The organism is Cupriavidus sp. FW306-1B-F12B, assembly GCF_058781795.1.
Map to the genome: position 1 here is coordinate 220,625 of NZ_JBYSXC010000006.1, position 13,269 is coordinate 233,893.

13 protein-coding genes are annotated in these 13,269 nt (G+C 66.6%); 8 read left to right on the forward strand and 5 right to left on the reverse strand.

Going from position 1 to position 13,269, the window contains the following annotated elements:
- Positions 1 to 4 precede the first annotated feature (4 nt).
- The 3 genes from AC3WLE_RS12975 to AC3WLE_RS12985 all read left to right on the forward strand — a co-directional run bounded on the left by AC3WLE_RS12975 (position 5) and on the right by AC3WLE_RS12985 (position 1,721).
- The gene (locus AC3WLE_RS12975) at positions 5 to 316 is read left to right on the forward strand and encodes a hypothetical protein (RefSeq protein WP_010809215.1); all 312 of its coding nucleotides are present in this window, start codon (positions 5 to 7) and stop codon (positions 314 to 316) included.
- Positions 317 to 472: 156 nt separating this feature from the next.
- Positions 473 to 1,375: a lipid A hydroxylase LpxO gene (gene lpxO, locus AC3WLE_RS12980; protein ID WP_492357078.1), complete on the forward strand. Its 903-nt coding sequence runs from the start codon at positions 473 to 475 to the stop codon at positions 1,373 to 1,375.
- Positions 1,376 to 1,463: 88 nt separating this feature from the next.
- Positions 1,464 to 1,721, forward strand: a complete 258-nt coding sequence (locus AC3WLE_RS12985) for a putative hemolysin (RefSeq protein WP_492353009.1) — start codon at positions 1,464 to 1,466, stop codon at positions 1,719 to 1,721.
- Positions 1,722 to 1,732: 11 nt separating this feature from the next.
- On the opposite strand, the gene AC3WLE_RS12990 is transcribed toward AC3WLE_RS12985, so the two are convergent.
- A complete protein-coding gene (locus AC3WLE_RS12990; protein WP_492320970.1) occupies positions 1,733 to 3,238 on the reverse strand; it encodes a sensor domain-containing diguanylate cyclase in 1,506 nt (501 codons plus the stop codon).
- A gap of 420 nt (positions 3,239 to 3,658) precedes the next feature.
- Positions 3,659 to 5,095: an aminotransferase-like domain-containing protein gene (locus AC3WLE_RS12995; protein WP_492357351.1), complete on the reverse strand. Its 1,437-nt coding sequence runs from the start codon at positions 5,093 to 5,095 to the stop codon at positions 3,659 to 3,661.
- A gap of 176 nt (positions 5,096 to 5,271) precedes the next feature.
- On the opposite strand from AC3WLE_RS12995, the gene AC3WLE_RS13000 reads away from it, so the two are divergent.
- The gene (locus AC3WLE_RS13000; protein WP_492320968.1) at positions 5,272 to 5,643 is read left to right on the forward strand and encodes a hypothetical protein; all 372 of its coding nucleotides are present in this window, start codon (positions 5,272 to 5,274) and stop codon (positions 5,641 to 5,643) included.
- A gap of 67 nt (positions 5,644 to 5,710) precedes the next feature.
- Positions 5,711 to 7,336, forward strand: coding sequence for an NAD(P)/FAD-dependent oxidoreductase (locus tag AC3WLE_RS13005; protein WP_492320967.1), 1,626 nt, complete (start codon positions 5,711 to 5,713; stop codon positions 7,334 to 7,336).
- Here AC3WLE_RS13005 and AC3WLE_RS13010 read toward each other — a convergent pair.
- Positions 7,333 to 8,598 (reverse strand): TIGR03862 family flavoprotein, encoded by a 1,266-nt coding sequence (locus AC3WLE_RS13010; RefSeq protein WP_492320966.1) that lies wholly within the window; start codon positions 8,596 to 8,598, stop codon positions 7,333 to 7,335. The two genes, AC3WLE_RS13005 and AC3WLE_RS13010, sit on opposite strands and share 4 nt — an antisense overlap.
- Positions 8,599 to 8,688: 90 nt before the next feature.
- Between AC3WLE_RS13010 and AC3WLE_RS13015 the strand changes: the two genes are divergently transcribed.
- Positions 8,689 to 9,264 (forward strand): DUF1415 domain-containing protein, encoded by a 576-nt coding sequence (locus tag AC3WLE_RS13015; protein WP_492357350.1) that lies wholly within the window; start codon positions 8,689 to 8,691, stop codon positions 9,262 to 9,264.
- Here the strand turns inward: AC3WLE_RS13015 and AC3WLE_RS13020 are convergent, their stop codons facing one another.
- Together AC3WLE_RS13020 and AC3WLE_RS13025 are read right to left on the reverse strand one after the other, a co-directional pair.
- Complete coding sequence (locus AC3WLE_RS13020; RefSeq protein WP_011614818.1) at positions 9,265 to 10,107, reverse strand: class I SAM-dependent methyltransferase; 843 nt, start codon at positions 10,105 to 10,107, stop codon at positions 9,265 to 9,267.
- A gap of 516 nt (positions 10,108 to 10,623) precedes the next feature.
- A complete protein-coding gene (locus tag AC3WLE_RS13025; protein WP_010809205.1) occupies positions 10,624 to 10,920 on the reverse strand; it encodes an ArsR/SmtB family transcription factor in 297 nt (98 codons plus the stop codon).
- A gap of 430 nt (positions 10,921 to 11,350) precedes the next feature.
- Here AC3WLE_RS13025 and AC3WLE_RS13030 point away from each other — a divergent pair, with 430 nt between their 5' ends.
- Both AC3WLE_RS13030 and AC3WLE_RS13035 read left to right on the forward strand, forming a co-directional pair.
- The gene (locus tag AC3WLE_RS13030) at positions 11,351 to 11,644 is read left to right on the forward strand and encodes a Flp family type IVb pilin (RefSeq protein ID WP_010809204.1); all 294 of its coding nucleotides are present in this window, start codon (positions 11,351 to 11,353) and stop codon (positions 11,642 to 11,644) included.
- A 52-nt stretch (positions 11,645 to 11,696) separates the two neighbouring features.
- A complete protein-coding gene (locus tag AC3WLE_RS13035; RefSeq protein ID WP_011614820.1) occupies positions 11,697 to 13,226 on the forward strand; it encodes a pilus assembly protein TadG-related protein in 1,530 nt (509 codons plus the stop codon).
- The last annotated feature ends 43 nt before the right edge of the window (positions 13,227 to 13,269 follow it).

The window sequence follows — 13,269 nt, forward strand, 5'->3', positions numbered from 1 at the left end:
GCCCATGACAGAAGACACCCTGCTGCAACTGATGACGGAAGTCGAGAAGGAAGACCCCATCGACTACGCCGACCTGCCGTTCGACGACGCCGCGCTGCGCCGGCTGGCGTGCCGGCTGATCGCCGAGCGCTCCAGCGAGATGGAAGCGTCCGGCCTGCCGGTGGAAGCGCTGCTGGCCACGATGTGGGCCTCGACCGCCAAGCTGGTGCTGGAAAACCTGGTGCTGAACGCGCGCCTGCTGAGGCTGCAGGGCCTGCCCGACGACGCCCAGGCGCTGATCGAGCGCATCGCGCGGCAGTCGCGCGGCGGGGCCTGAACGCGCCAACCTGACTTCCCGGCCCGAACCGGGGCCATGTGCCGCAATCGTCTCAAGCTGCGGCGGCTCTGCCGTTTCGCTAAAATACGCGTTTTCACCCAGCCGGTCCGCGCTGTGACTGACACGCGGCGGAGGCGGCTGACCAGGAGGATTTCGGTGATCAAGTGGATTATCGTCGCGGGCTACCTCGGTGCCGTCCTGTATGTGCACTTCCGCGGCAAGGTGCGCCTGCGCATCTGGCGCCAGCTGCTGGACCATTCGGCCCTGGTGGCCCCGATCAACTGCTTCATGTATGCGTTCTCGGGCGTGCCCCGCACGCCGTACATCCCGGTCGACAACTTCCCCGACCTGGAAAAGCTGCGCGCCGCCTGGCCCGAGATCCGCGACGAAGGGCTGGCGCTGGCCGCGATGCGCAAGATCAAGGCCGCGGACAAGAACGACGACGCCGGCTTCAATTCCTTCTTCAAGTACGGCTGGAAGCGCTTCTACCTGAAGTGGTACGAGGCCCAGCACCCGTCGGCCGAGGAGCTCTGCCCCAAGACCGTGGCGCTGCTGCGCGAGCTGCCCACGGTGAAGGCGGCGATGTTTGCCGAGCTGCCGCCGGGCGGCAAGCTCAACCCGCACCGCGACCCGTTCGCCGGCTCGCTGCGCTACCACCTGGGCCTGGCCACGCCGAACGACGACCGCTGCTTTATCGAGGTCGATGGCGAGCGCCACAGCTGGCGCGACGGTGAGGGCGTGGTCTTCGACGAAACCTACCTGCACTGGGCCGAGAACCGCAGCGATGCCAACCGGCTGATCCTGTTCTGCGATATCGAGCGTCCGTTGCGCTACGGCTGGGCTGCGAAGTTCAACCACTGGATGGGCCGCAAGGTCATGACCGCGGCCAGCTCGCCCAATGACGAGCACGACCAGACCGGCATGATCAACCGGTTGTTCCGCTTTGTCTGGCTGGGCGGCCAGTATCGCCGCCGCTTCAAGGCCTGGAACCGCCAGCTTTACTACGTCACCAAGTTCGGCCTGATCGTGCTGGGCGTGGGGCTGATCGTCTTCCTGTAAGAAGCAAAAACCGACGGTTTGCTCCCCTCTCCCGCTTGCGGGAGAGGGAGCACCCACTTGGGAGCTTCCTTTGCCCACGGAGATCCTGATGCGCGTCCGTACCGCAGCACTGTGGCTGGCCGCCGCCCTTGGCGCCGCCGCATGCACCACGACACCTGCAGAACGTGCCGCCGGCAGCGCCGCTGCCGTCGGCAAGCCCAACCCCGCCTCCGTCAACTGCACGCAGCGCGGCGGCAAGCTGCAGATCGTGTCGACACCCGCCGGCCAGTCCGGCATCTGCACCTTCCCGTCCGGCAAGCAATGCGAGGAGTGGGCGCTGCTGCGCGGCGAATGCACGCCGGGCTGAGCCGCTAGGCTTCAATCGCGGCGGCGTTCGTTGGCCAGCGTGGTGTAGTAGTCGCGCTTGGCTTGATACATGCGGCTGTCGGCCAGCTTGACGACCTCGTTCAGCCGGTCGCCCTGCAGGCAGGTGGCGTGGCCGATGGAAAGGCTCAGGCGTGCGCCCGGGTAGAACTGGTTGTTCAGCTCCACCACCTTGCCGATCTGCTCGACCACCGTCGCGGCGCCGCGCTCGTCGCGCCCGGGCAGCAGGATCATGAACTCGTCGCCGCCGATGCGCGCCACGCAGGCCTGCTCGCCCACCGCCTTCTTCAACACCTCGCCGGTGCGGCGCAGTAGCCCGTCGCCGTCGGCATGGCCGAACTGGTCGTTGACCACCTTGAGGCCGTTCAGGTCCACCGCCACCACGCTGACCGGCCACGGGCCCTTGCGGCCCAGCCGCGCCATCTCGTCCTCATAGTAGGCGCGGTTGTAGAGCTTGGTCAGCACGTCGTGCTTGCCCAGGAACTCGACATAGGCTTCTGCCTTCTTGCGCGCCGTGATATCGGTCAGCGACACCAGCACCTGGTCCCAGTCCGCTTCCCGCCCGGGGAATACCGACCACTGCATGAAGACGTCCACGGCGCGGCCATCGAGCGCGTAGTTGATGACTTCGCGCTGCTGCCACAGCTTCTCGTGCCAGAGGTCGATCAGTTGCTCGGCAAAATGGATGCGCATGTCGTCGCGGAACACATCGCCCAGCCGCGACAGCAGGGCCTGCTTGCTGCCCGCGCCGAACATCTGCAGCGTCTGCTGGTTGACGTCGAGCACGCGGATCTCCTGCATGCAGCGCGAGACAAAGTCCGGATGCACGTTGAGGAAGGTGCGGAAGTCGGTGATGCCGGCGCCGCGCACTTCATCGAGCAGCACCTTGACCGCGCTGAAGTCTTCTACCCACAGCGACACCGGCGAATGCTCGAACAGTCCCAGCGCATACTGCTCGCTGCGGCGCAGTTCACGCTCGGTGCGCATGCGCGGGGTGATGTCCTTGATCGACAGCAGCACGCGCTCCCAGGTGTCTTCGTGGCCCGGCAACACCGTGGCCTCGAGCTGGATGTCGAGCCGCTCGCCATCCAGCGCGTAGTTGACGGTCTGGCTGGCGAAGCGATTGCCGCCGTCCCACAACTGGCCGAGCTCCTCGACATGCTGGTCGAGCATGTCGTCGCGGAAGACTGTGTCGAGGTTGGCAACCAGGTCGTCGAGATCGGCTGCACGGAACAGCTCCAGCGTGCGCCGGTTCACGTCGATCACGCGGATCAGCGCCGAGCACTGCGCCGCTTGCCGCGGGTCCGCGCGCAGGTGGGCGCGCAGGTCGGTGACACCTTCCTTGCGCAGTTGCGCAAAATACTCGCGCACGGCGCTGAAGTCTTCCAGCCACAGCGAGACAGGTGCCAGTTGGAACAGGGTTTGATAGTCGTCCAGGTTGTTGCCGGCAGGGTTGCCGGCACCCTTGCCGACGGACGTTGCCGCGGATGCACTGCTCAAGGCTTTTCTCCTTTTTCTTTTTCCCGTGGTGCACGGCGCCCCGTGGTCGGTCTTCGCCCCCGGAGACCAGCCGGGCCGCCCTGCGCACCAGCGCTTAGAACCCATTTCATAATGAAGAAGGGGCGCGAAGGCTGCTGCCGGGCCGCAGGGCTAGGCGTGGCCGACGCGGCGTGGTTATTCCACGCAAGGAGGCCGCAACAACGCCATGCGGCCCGGCAGCAGCCTTCCCTTCGGGTTCAAGCCAGGCGCGGCGCATGCGTTGTTACGGGCCTTGACCTTGGAATGACCAAGGCCGGCGGCCCGCGCCTAGCCTGCGCCGCGCCTGGCTTGAACGCGTCCCCTTCTTCATTATGAAATGGGTTCTTAGGATAGGCGAGGCGCCAGCAAAAGGGGAGGGATATTGGCAGGCAAGCGCCAGGGCTAGCCCGCCAGCCGCTGCACGATGGCGGCCAGCGTGCCCAGTGCCCGCTCGATCTGCGCCGAGCGCGGCGTGCCGCAGTTGACGCGCAGGCAGTGGTCGAAGCGGCCGGCGTTGGAGAACATCACGCCCGGCATCACGCGGATGCCGGCCTGCAGCGCCTGGTCGAACACCGCTTCGGACGATACCTGGGCGGGCAGTTCCACCCACAGGTGCATGCCGCCGCGCGGGGACCCCAGCCGCGTCCCGGCGGGAAAGCTTGCGGCGATGGCCTGCGTGAACCATTCGCGCTGCGCGCACAGCCGGGTGCGCAGCCGGCGCAGGTGGCGGTCGTGCGCGCCGGAAGCCAGGAAGTCGGCGGCCGCCATCTGCGACAGCATCTCGTTGGGCCGCGACAGGCCGAACTTGAGCATCTCCACGCGCGCCTGCCATTTGCCGGCGGCGATCCAGCCCAGGCGCATGCCGGGCGCCAGCACCTTGTGCAGCGAGGCGCAGTGGATCACGTTGCCGCTGCCATCCCAGGCCTTGGCCGCGGCCGGCGGCGCATCGCTGTCGGCGGTGGCCGAGAAGCAGTCGTCCTCGATCAGCGCGATGCCGCGCGCCTCGCACCACTGCACCAGCCGCGCCTTGTGCGCGTCCGGCATGATGCAGCCGAGCGGGTTCTGCAGGTTGGGCACCACCGCCACCGCGCGGATATTGTCGTAGTGCTGCGCGGCCAGCTCCAGCGCCTCCAGCGAGATGCCGGTCTGGGGGCTGCACGGGATCTCCAGCGCGCGCATGCCGAGACTTTCCAGGATCTGCAGCAGGCCGTAGTAGGTCGGTGATTCCACCGCGATCACGTCGCCCGGCCCGGCCACCGCGCGCAGGGCCAGGTTGAGCGCCTCGGTGCAGCCGTTGGTGATGACGATTTCCTCCGGCGCGAGCTGCACGCGCGCCCGCAACGCCTGGCGCGCCAGCGCGGCGCGCAGCGGCTGGTAGCCCTCGGGCTCGACCGCTTCGCCGAACAGCAGCGGATGCCGGCGCAGCGCACGGGTCGCGGCGCTGCGCAGCGCCTCGGTCGGATACAGTGACGGCGCGCAATAGGCGCCGCCCAGGTTGGTATGCACATGCTGGTGCTGGCCACGCGCCAGCAAGCCGGAAATGCGCTGGTGGATGCCGACATACTGCGCCGGATCAGGCAAGGCCGCGGCCGGCTCGGCCAGCGCCGCCAGCGGCGAACGCAGCGGTGCCGCGACGAAATAACCCGAGCGCGGCCGCGCTTCCAGCAAGCCGTCGCTCTCGAGCTGCCTGCATGCCTGCAGCGCGGTGGACAGGCTCACACTGTGCAGCGCCATCAGCGCGCGCACCGACGGCATGCGGTCACCGGCGGCGAGCGTTCCGGATTCGATGGCGCGGCGGTAGTGGCCGGCAACCTGGCGGTAGAGCGGGGCGGATTCCATTGGGGGCATCGTGGCGCGGTTGGCCGCATCAGTACAGATACAGACGCGTGGCGGCTGTATCGTAACAGGGCTGAATTTGCTTGGCTGTTCCGGTCCAGGCGGTTCCGGGGTGTGCCTGCCGCGGATGAGATCAGGTCGATAGGCTGGAGTCCTGTGCCTGTTACCGGAGTCCTGCCATGCAAAGCGATCTCAACGACACATCAACCGTAGTGCCGCTTCTGGCCGGCCAGTGCCTGCGCCTGCGCGTGGCGGCGGGCACCATGCTGCATGCCGGCGCGGGTGAGCTGGAGCTGGCCGGGCCGCCGCAATGGCTGGCCGAGACCTGCTACGTACCGCGGCGGCGCCTGCGCGCGGGCGACACGTGGATCGTGCCCGCGCGCGGCTGGCTGACGCTGTCGGCAAGCCGCGCCGGCGCATTGTCGATCACTGACCCGCCGGGCTGGCTGCCCCGGCTGCAAGCCTGGCTGGCGTTGTCGTGGCGCCGCACCGGGCCGGCCCGACAGCCCGAATCCCGCCAGATTCCCGACTCCGCGCCCGAAAGCCTATAAAATTGCGCTCCGGCCGGCCTGGCACATTGGTGTGCCCAACCCCCCGGCCGCAGTTCTCGGGTTCCCCATGCTACGTCTAAGTGAAGTCAAACTCCCGCTCGACCATACCGAAAGCGACCTGGACGCCGCCGTGCGCACCAGCGCCGCGCAGATCGGTGTCAAGGGAGACGGCCTGATCGGCTATACCGTGTTCCGCCGTGCCCACGATGCGCGCAAGCGCTCGGATATCAAGCTGACCTACATCATCGATATCGAGGTCGGCGACGAGGCCGCGGCAATCAAACGCATGGCCGGCAAGCCGAACTGGAGCGTGACGCCCGACATGGCGTACCACTTCGTCGCGCGCGCGCAGGCGGGCAGCTCGCATCCGCGCCCGGTGGTGATCGGCATGGGCCCGTGCGGCCTGCTGGCCGGCCTGATCCTGGCGCAGTCGGGCTTCCGCCCGATCATCCTGGAGCGCGGCAAGGAAGTGCGCGAGCGCACCAGGGACACCTTCGGCCTGTGGCGCAAGAGCGTGCTCAATCCGGAATCGAACGTGCAGTTCGGGGAAGGCGGCGCGGGCACGTTCTCGGACGGCAAGCTGTACAGCCAGATCAAGGACCCCAAGCACTATGGCCGCAAGGTGCTCAACGAGTTCGTGCGCGCCGGCGCGCCGGAGGACATCCTGTACAAGGCGCGCCCGCACATCGGTACCTTCCGGCTGGTCAGCATGGTCGAGAAGATGCGCGCCGAGATCATCGAACTGGGCGGCGAGATCCGCTTCGAGACGCGCGTCGACGATATCGACATCGACAACGGCCAGGTGCGCGGCCTGAAGCTGTCCAACGGCGAATACCTGGAAGCCGACCACGTCATCATGGCGGTCGGCCACAGCGCGCGCGACACCTTCGAGATGCTGCACAGGCGCGGCGTGTTCATGGAGGCCAAGCCGTTCTCGCTGGGCTTTCGCATCGAGCATCCGCAGGGGCTGATCAACCGCAGCCGCTTCGGCAAGTTCGCCGGCAACAAGCTGCTGGGCGCGGCCGACTACAAGGTCGTGCATCACTGCAGCAACGGGCGGTCGGTGTACAGCTTCTGCATGTGCCCGGGCGGCACGGTGGTGGCGGCAGCTTCCGAGCCGGGCCGGGTGGTGACCAATGGCATGAGCCAGTACAAGCGCGCCGAGCGCAACGCCAATGCCGGCATCGTGGTCGGCATCACACCCGAGGACTATCCCGGCGGCCCGCTCGCCGGCATCGAATTCCAGCGCAAGTGGGAAGAGCGCGCGTTCGAGCTGGGCGGCAGCAACTACTGCGCGCCGGGCCAGCTGGTGGGCGATTTCATCGCGGGACGGCCATCCACGTCGCTGGGTTCGGTCGAGCCCTCGTACAAGCCCGGCGTGACGCCGACCGACCTGAGCACGTCGCTGCCTGACTACGTGATCGCGGCGATCCGCGAGGGCATTCCCGAGATCGACAAGAAGCTGCCTGGCTTTGCCCTGCATGATGCCGTGCTGACCGGGGTGGAGACGCGCACCTCGTCGCCGCTGCGCATCCGCCGCAACAACGATGACTACCAGAGCATCAATGTGAAGGGCCTGTACCCGGCGGGCGAAGGCGCGGGTTATGCCGGCGGCATCTACTCCGCGGCGATCGACGGCATCGAAGTGGCCGAGGCGGTGGCGCTCAGCATCGTCGGCGGCAAGGCCGCCTAAGCCTGCTGCAGGTAAGCCGCGGCGCCGAGCGCCGCGGTGCGCCCGCTGGCAAAGCACGCCGTCAGCAGGTAGCCGCCGGTGGGTGCCTCCCAGTCCAGCATCTCGCCGGCGCAGAACACGCCCGGCAGCGCGCGCAGCATCAACCCTTCATCCATCGCCTCGAAGCGCACGCCACCGGCGCTGCTGATCACTTCGTCGATGGGCCGCGGGCGCAGCAGCCGCAGCGGCAGCGCCTTGATCGATGCGGCCAGCGTGCCGGCATCGTGCATCGCTTCCTTCGACAGGCATTCGCGCAGCAGTCCGGCCTTGACGCCGGTGAGGCCGAGCCGGCTTTGCAGGTGGCTCGACAGCGAGCGCGCGCCGCGCGGATGCGTTACCTGCGCGCTGACATGTTCGGCGCTATGCGCCGGCAGCAGGTCCAGGTGGATGGTGGCGCCGCCATCGGCCTCGATGCGGTCGCGGATCGGCGCGGACAGCGCGTAGACCAGGCTGCCTTCGATGCCGGTCGCACTGATGACGAACTCGCCCTGGCGGTAGTGCGCTTGCCCATCGCGGTCGGTCAGGGCGATGGCTACCGGCTTGACCGGCTCGCCGGCAAAGCGCGCCGCAAACGCTTCGCTCCACGCCACATCGAAACCGCAGTTGGCGGGCCGCAGCGGCGCAATCTCGATGCCGCGCTCGGCCAGCCGCGGCACCCACGCACCATCCGATCCCAGCCTTGCCCAGCTGGCACCGCCCAGCGCCAGCACCACCGCGCGTGCCCGCATGACCGTTTCACCGTGCGGCGTGGCAAAGCGCAGCGCATGCGGCGCGCCGTCGTCCCAGCCCAGCCAGCGGTGACGCATATGGAACTGCACGCCGGACTCGCGCAGGCGGTGCAGCCACGCGCGCAGCATCGGCGCGGCCTTCATGTCGGTCGGGAAGACGCGGCCGGAACTGCCGATGAAGGTCTCGATGCCAAGCCCGTGCACCCAGTCGCGCAGGGCCTGCGGGCCGAAGCCCGCCAGCATCGGCGCGATCTGCGCGGTGCGGGCGCCATAGCGGCCGAGGAAGGCCGGCTCCGGCTCCGCGTGGGTCAGGTTCATGCCGCCCTTGCCGGCCATCAAAAACTTGCGCCCGACCGACGGCATGGCGTCGTAGACGGCCACGCTGGCACCTTGCGCCGCCAGCACTTCGGCCGCCATCAGGCCGGCCGGACCGCCGCCGATGACGGCAACGTCGACGCTGGCTTGGGAAGGGGAGGAAGTGGCGGAAGAGGGCATCAGGAGGCTCGGCAGGGGGCGGGGTGTTTCCGCCGCGGATTATAGAGCCTGCGGCAGCGCTAGAATGACGGTTTGCCGCGCATCGCCATCATGACCTCCGCCACTCACTCCGCAGACATCGTCATCGCCGCCACCCGCCACTGGCTGGAGCGCGCCGTGATCGGGCTCAACCTGTGCCCGTTCGCCAAGAGCGTGTATGTGAAGGAGCAGGTGCGCTACGTGGTCAGCACCGTCACCGAAGCGCCGGACGTGATGGACGACCTGGAGCGCGAACTGCGCCTGCTGGCAGACGCCGACCCCGACCAGATCGACACCACGCTGCTGATCCTGCCGGATGCGGTGGCGGACTTCCTCGACTTCAACGACCTGCTGTATTTTGCCGAGCGCCTGCTCGGCAGCCTCGGGCTGGAAGGCACGCTGCAGATCGCCAGCTTCCATCCGCAGTACCAGTTTGCCGGGACCGAGCCGGACGATATCGAGAACTACACCAACCGCGCCCCGTATCCGATCCTGCACCTGCTGCGCGAGGACTCCATCGCCCGCGCGGCGGCGGCGTTCCCGGATGCGGCGGACATCTACGAGCGCAACCAGGCCACCATGCGCCGCCTGGGCCACGAGGGCTGGCAGCGCTGGATGGCGGGCGAGGACGAGCCCGGTAAAGTCTGACTACGCAGCCGACACCGGCGCGGTGAAGAAGCGCTCGCGCATCTCTTCCAGCCCCAGTCTTTCCAGCACCTCTTCCAGCCGCTCGGCCGGGCGGCGGCGCGGCAGGTCCTTGTACTGCGCGATGATCAGCTCGTTCTTCATCGAGTGTTCCCAGCCCACCAGCTCGGTCACGCTGACCTGGTAGCCATGCGCCTCCAGCTGCAGGCAGCGCAGCACATTGGTCACCTGGCTGCCGAACTCGCGCGTGTGCAGCGGGTGGCGCCAGATTTCCGTCAGCGGATTGCCCGCCAGCAGCTTGCCCTTGTGCTTGCGCAGCACGCTGGCCACCTCGGCCTGGCAGCACGGCACCAGCACGATATGGCGGGCCTGCTTGGCCAGCGCAAAGCGGATCGCGTCGTCGGTCGCGGTATTGCACGCATGCAGCGCGGTGACGACGTCGACGGTGGGCGGCAACTGCGGCGAGGTGATCGAATCCGCCACCGACAGGTTCAGGAACGACATCCCAGCAAAGCCCAGCCGCGCAGCCAGCGCCTGCGAGGTCTTCACCAGTTCTTCACGGGTTTCGATGCCGAAGATATGTGAGTCGTCCTGCAGCGCCTTGAAGAACAGGTCGTAGAGGATAAAGCCCAGATACGACTTGCCGGCGCCGTGGTCCACCAGCGTGACGCGGCCGCGCTCGGCCTTGACTTCCTGCAGCAGCGGTTCGATGAACTGGAACAGGTGGTAGACCTGCTTGAGCTTGCGCCGGCTGTCCTGATTCATCTTGCCGTCGCGCGTCAGGATATGGAGTTCCTTGAGCAGTTCGATGGACTGGCCGGGGCGGATTTCGTGGGTATTTGACATGAGGGGGACTGCGCAGGCTGCGGGACGCGGCGCGTCCCGGAATGCCGACAGTTTACCGAAAAGTCCCGCAGGGTCCCCGAGTGACGCTGGCCTCACCGGTGCGGGGCGTGGTGTGGTTGGCGCTTCCGCATCGCCGGCACGGGCTCTCGGCGGGCTCGATCGAGCTTGCGAGTTGCTGTCGGATAAATGGTAAAAGTATTAAAAATGCTGCATTGTTACCGCCACGGGATGCCTGCGTTTCTCCGGGCTCCTGGCGCTCGGCTCCGGCAAAAGCGCGGCAAATGGTCAGAAACCGACTGCCTTTGGCCACCAGCGGGCGGCGTGTTGCATCTGGACAAAGGCTGAATTCCGAAATCGGCAATGATCCTGAAACAACATAATTGACACGATTTGTGTCATGAATTCGAAATACGCAAATTTGGCAGACGGGATTGTCGGGATGAGGTGCCGGGCTGGCGGCGCAGGCCCGCGCGGCGGGTCGTCCGGCGGCGCGGCGCGCCGCCGGAACAGTGCCCTCTACTGCAGGGAAGCGCATTTCCCGCCAAGAAATGCGAGGACTGAGGAAATGCCGTCGGTGGTGGCGGAGTAAATCATGAACCGCCCTTGCTGGCGGCTTTTAACCAACCCCGTCCTGACCAATTCCTTCAAATGGAATGTTACGGAAGAGGGAGTTAAATCGGAAGATGCGGAGATAATACCTGCCGGTATTCCTTCCGGTCCCGAATCGGCGAGCAGTAAAAATATCCTGAGCCGATTTTCCTGTGCTAACGCCCCCAGTATTTCCACTGCATTCTTTATATCCAGTTCTGCCATTTTTTTGCTTCTTTATTTTATGCCGCGGGCAGCTGGCAGGGGCGGTATGACTGCCCCGGTTCGCCTTGAAGTCCAGCAGGCAGGCCGCATGCGGCCTGCCGCCCGTGGCGCGGCTTGTCATCCGTAAATCAACGCTCAACAGCACCCCATTGCTGGCAATGTGCCGGTTCCGAGAATAGTTCGTATAACCTCCGTCCATTGTGAAGGATTACTTTTTGTTACATTCGGGGGAGTCCCTGGTAGGGTTATTTCAACGCTATTAAAAATATTGAAATTATTCCTCTTCGGCCCTAAGGAACCTTTTGATAGCATGCACGCCGCTGCTGCCGGATAACCGTTCGCATCAGCGTTTTCTTTACATATGGCTTCCATATGAGGCGCCTTTCATATGGCGCAACCGTTTCTGTGCATTCCCATGGAAGGAGTCGTTATGACATTCGCAAATCTGCGCCGCAAGGCGCGTCAGCAAGGTCAGGGCATGACCGAATACATCATCATCGTGGCACTGATCGCCGTGTCCGCGATCGGCGTCTATGCCATGTTCGGCCAGACCATCCGCAACCAGACCGCGGGCCTCGCCCAGGAAATGGCCGGCAAGAACTCGGCGTCCAAGCAGGCCATCAAGCAAGCCGGCAGCGCCGCGGACGATGCCAGCTCCAAGGCTAACCAGGGCAAGGGGCTGAACAACTACAACGTCGGCAACGACACGGGCAAGAACAACTAAGCGGCATCGCCGCCAGTTGCTTGCTGCGCTCCAGCACTCGCGATCCCGGAACATGGGCAAAACAGGTCTTGCGCATCGACGCAGCCGTCCCGGCCAGCGCGGTCAGGCACTCGCCTTCGCGCTGGTGTTCCTCGCCATCGGCGGGCTGGCCCTGTATCTCGCCTTCAACGCGAGCCAGCTGACCAGCGCCAAGACCAAGCTGCAGAACACGGCGGACGCAGCGGCCTATAGCGCCGCGGTGCTGCAGGCGCGCGACTACAACTTTGCCGCCTACGCGAACCGCGCGATGGTGGCCAACCAGGTGGCCGTGGCGCAGGCCGTGAGCCTCAAGTCGTGGATCGACGAGCTGAAGGGCACCTACACGGAAAACACCTGGATCGACACGCTGGTCAAGATCTTCTCCGACGGGCAGTTGCTGTGGACCACGCCCAAGCAACTGGGCAAGGCCGCGATCACGCCGGTGCGATCCGCCCTGAACACGCTGCTGCCGCCGCTGGTGACCGGGCTCGATGACATCATCGCCGCGCTCAGCATGGCGCAGCGCGCCTACCACGCGGGCACCATTGCCGCGGTGCCGCTGGTGACCGACGAAGTCGCCAAGCGCAACCAGCCGGATTCGACGGTCAGTTCCGGCTACTTCTTTGGCCCGCGCTATGGCGTGCAGCTGGCCCGCTGGACCAAGTTCACCACCGTGACCGATCCGCAGAATCCCAAGCAGGGTTCGGCCACCGGCAAGGACCGCTTTGCCGACGTCACCACCGACGGCACCACGCTCGACGGCTTTCTGAAGGACCGCGGCTCGCCGCGCTCGCCGACGGCGGTCCCGACTGCCTACAAGGGCTGCAAGGGCGCGGTGGTGGCCATCATGGTGACCGTCGTCACGCATGACGGCGGCACGCATCTGCGCCGCGACAAGAAGGGCTGGGAAGCACTCGATGCCTCGCAGGCCAACGGCACGCTTGCCTGTGTCTGGGCCACGCCGGCCGGCCCGGTCGGGTTTGCGATTCCCACGGTGTCCAGTGTCGGGCGCGGCGGCGCGGCCAATGGCCCGGGCGGGCGCTATTCGGGCCGCTCCGGCTACGGTGGCTACAGCAATTTCGGCGGTTCGCTGCTGAACCCGCTGACGCTGATCGCCGCGCAGATGCAGTACTCGTCGGGCCCGGGCAAGACCCTGCACAACAAGCCCGCGGGGCTGCAGGAGTACGCCGACCTGAGCAACCAGCCCAAGCCCGGCACCGGGCCCGTGGACGATTTCAACCGCGCGCCCTCGATCACGATCGAGGCGCAGCGCCAGGACACTTCAGTCGTCACCAGTTCGCGCGTGCTGCCGGGCGGCGATCGCCTGACGCTGGACGGGCGCATGGCCGGCGGCATGATGCGCGCGCTTGCCAGCGGCAGCGCGTACTTTATCCGCCCGACCGACAGCGGCGGCATGGCGGGCGCGCTGCGCAGCGCGGCGGGGTGGCGGCGCGCCGATTCGCGCATCGAATACCCGAGCCTCTTCAATCCGTACTGGCAGGCATCGCTGACGCAGACCAGCGATCTCGAACGCGTTGCCGCGATCGCGGCACAGGGCAACTGAGGGAACGGACATGCGCATGCGCAGGCCAGCCAGGCCGAACCGG

Bases quoted from the DNA above. Each gene is read 5' to 3' on its own strand.
- AC3WLE_RS13035 (WP_011614820.1), top strand. From the start codon at position 11,697: ATGGGCAAAACAGGTCTTGCGCATCGACGCAGCCGTCCCGGCCAGCGC.
- AC3WLE_RS13010 (WP_492320966.1), bottom strand. From the start codon at position 8,598: ATGCCCTCTTCCGCCACTTCCTCCCCTTCCCAAGCCAGCGTCGACGTT.
- AC3WLE_RS13020 (WP_011614818.1), bottom strand. From the start codon at position 10,107: ATGTCAAATACCCACGAAATCCGCCCCGGCCAGTCCATCGAACTGCTC.
- AC3WLE_RS12995 (WP_492357351.1), bottom strand. From the start codon at position 5,095: ATGGAATCCGCCCCGCTCTACCGCCAGGTTGCCGGCCACTACCGCCGC.
- AC3WLE_RS13025 (WP_010809205.1), bottom strand. From the start codon at position 10,920: ATGGCAGAACTGGATATAAAGAATGCAGTGGAAATACTGGGGGCGTTA.
- AC3WLE_RS13000 (WP_492320968.1), top strand. From the start codon at position 5,272: ATGCAAAGCGATCTCAACGACACATCAACCGTAGTGCCGCTTCTGGCC.
- AC3WLE_RS13030 (WP_010809204.1), top strand. From the start codon at position 11,351: ATGACATTCGCAAATCTGCGCCGCAAGGCGCGTCAGCAAGGTCAGGGC.
- AC3WLE_RS12985 (WP_492353009.1), top strand. From the start codon at position 1,464: ATGCGCGTCCGTACCGCAGCACTGTGGCTGGCCGCCGCCCTTGGCGCC.
- AC3WLE_RS13015 (WP_492357350.1), top strand. From the start codon at position 8,689: ATGACCTCCGCCACTCACTCCGCAGACATCGTCATCGCCGCCACCCGC.
- AC3WLE_RS12975 (WP_010809215.1), top strand. From the start codon at position 5: ATGACAGAAGACACCCTGCTGCAACTGATGACGGAAGTCGAGAAGGAA.
- AC3WLE_RS13005 (WP_492320967.1), top strand. From the start codon at position 5,711: ATGCTACGTCTAAGTGAAGTCAAACTCCCGCTCGACCATACCGAAAGC.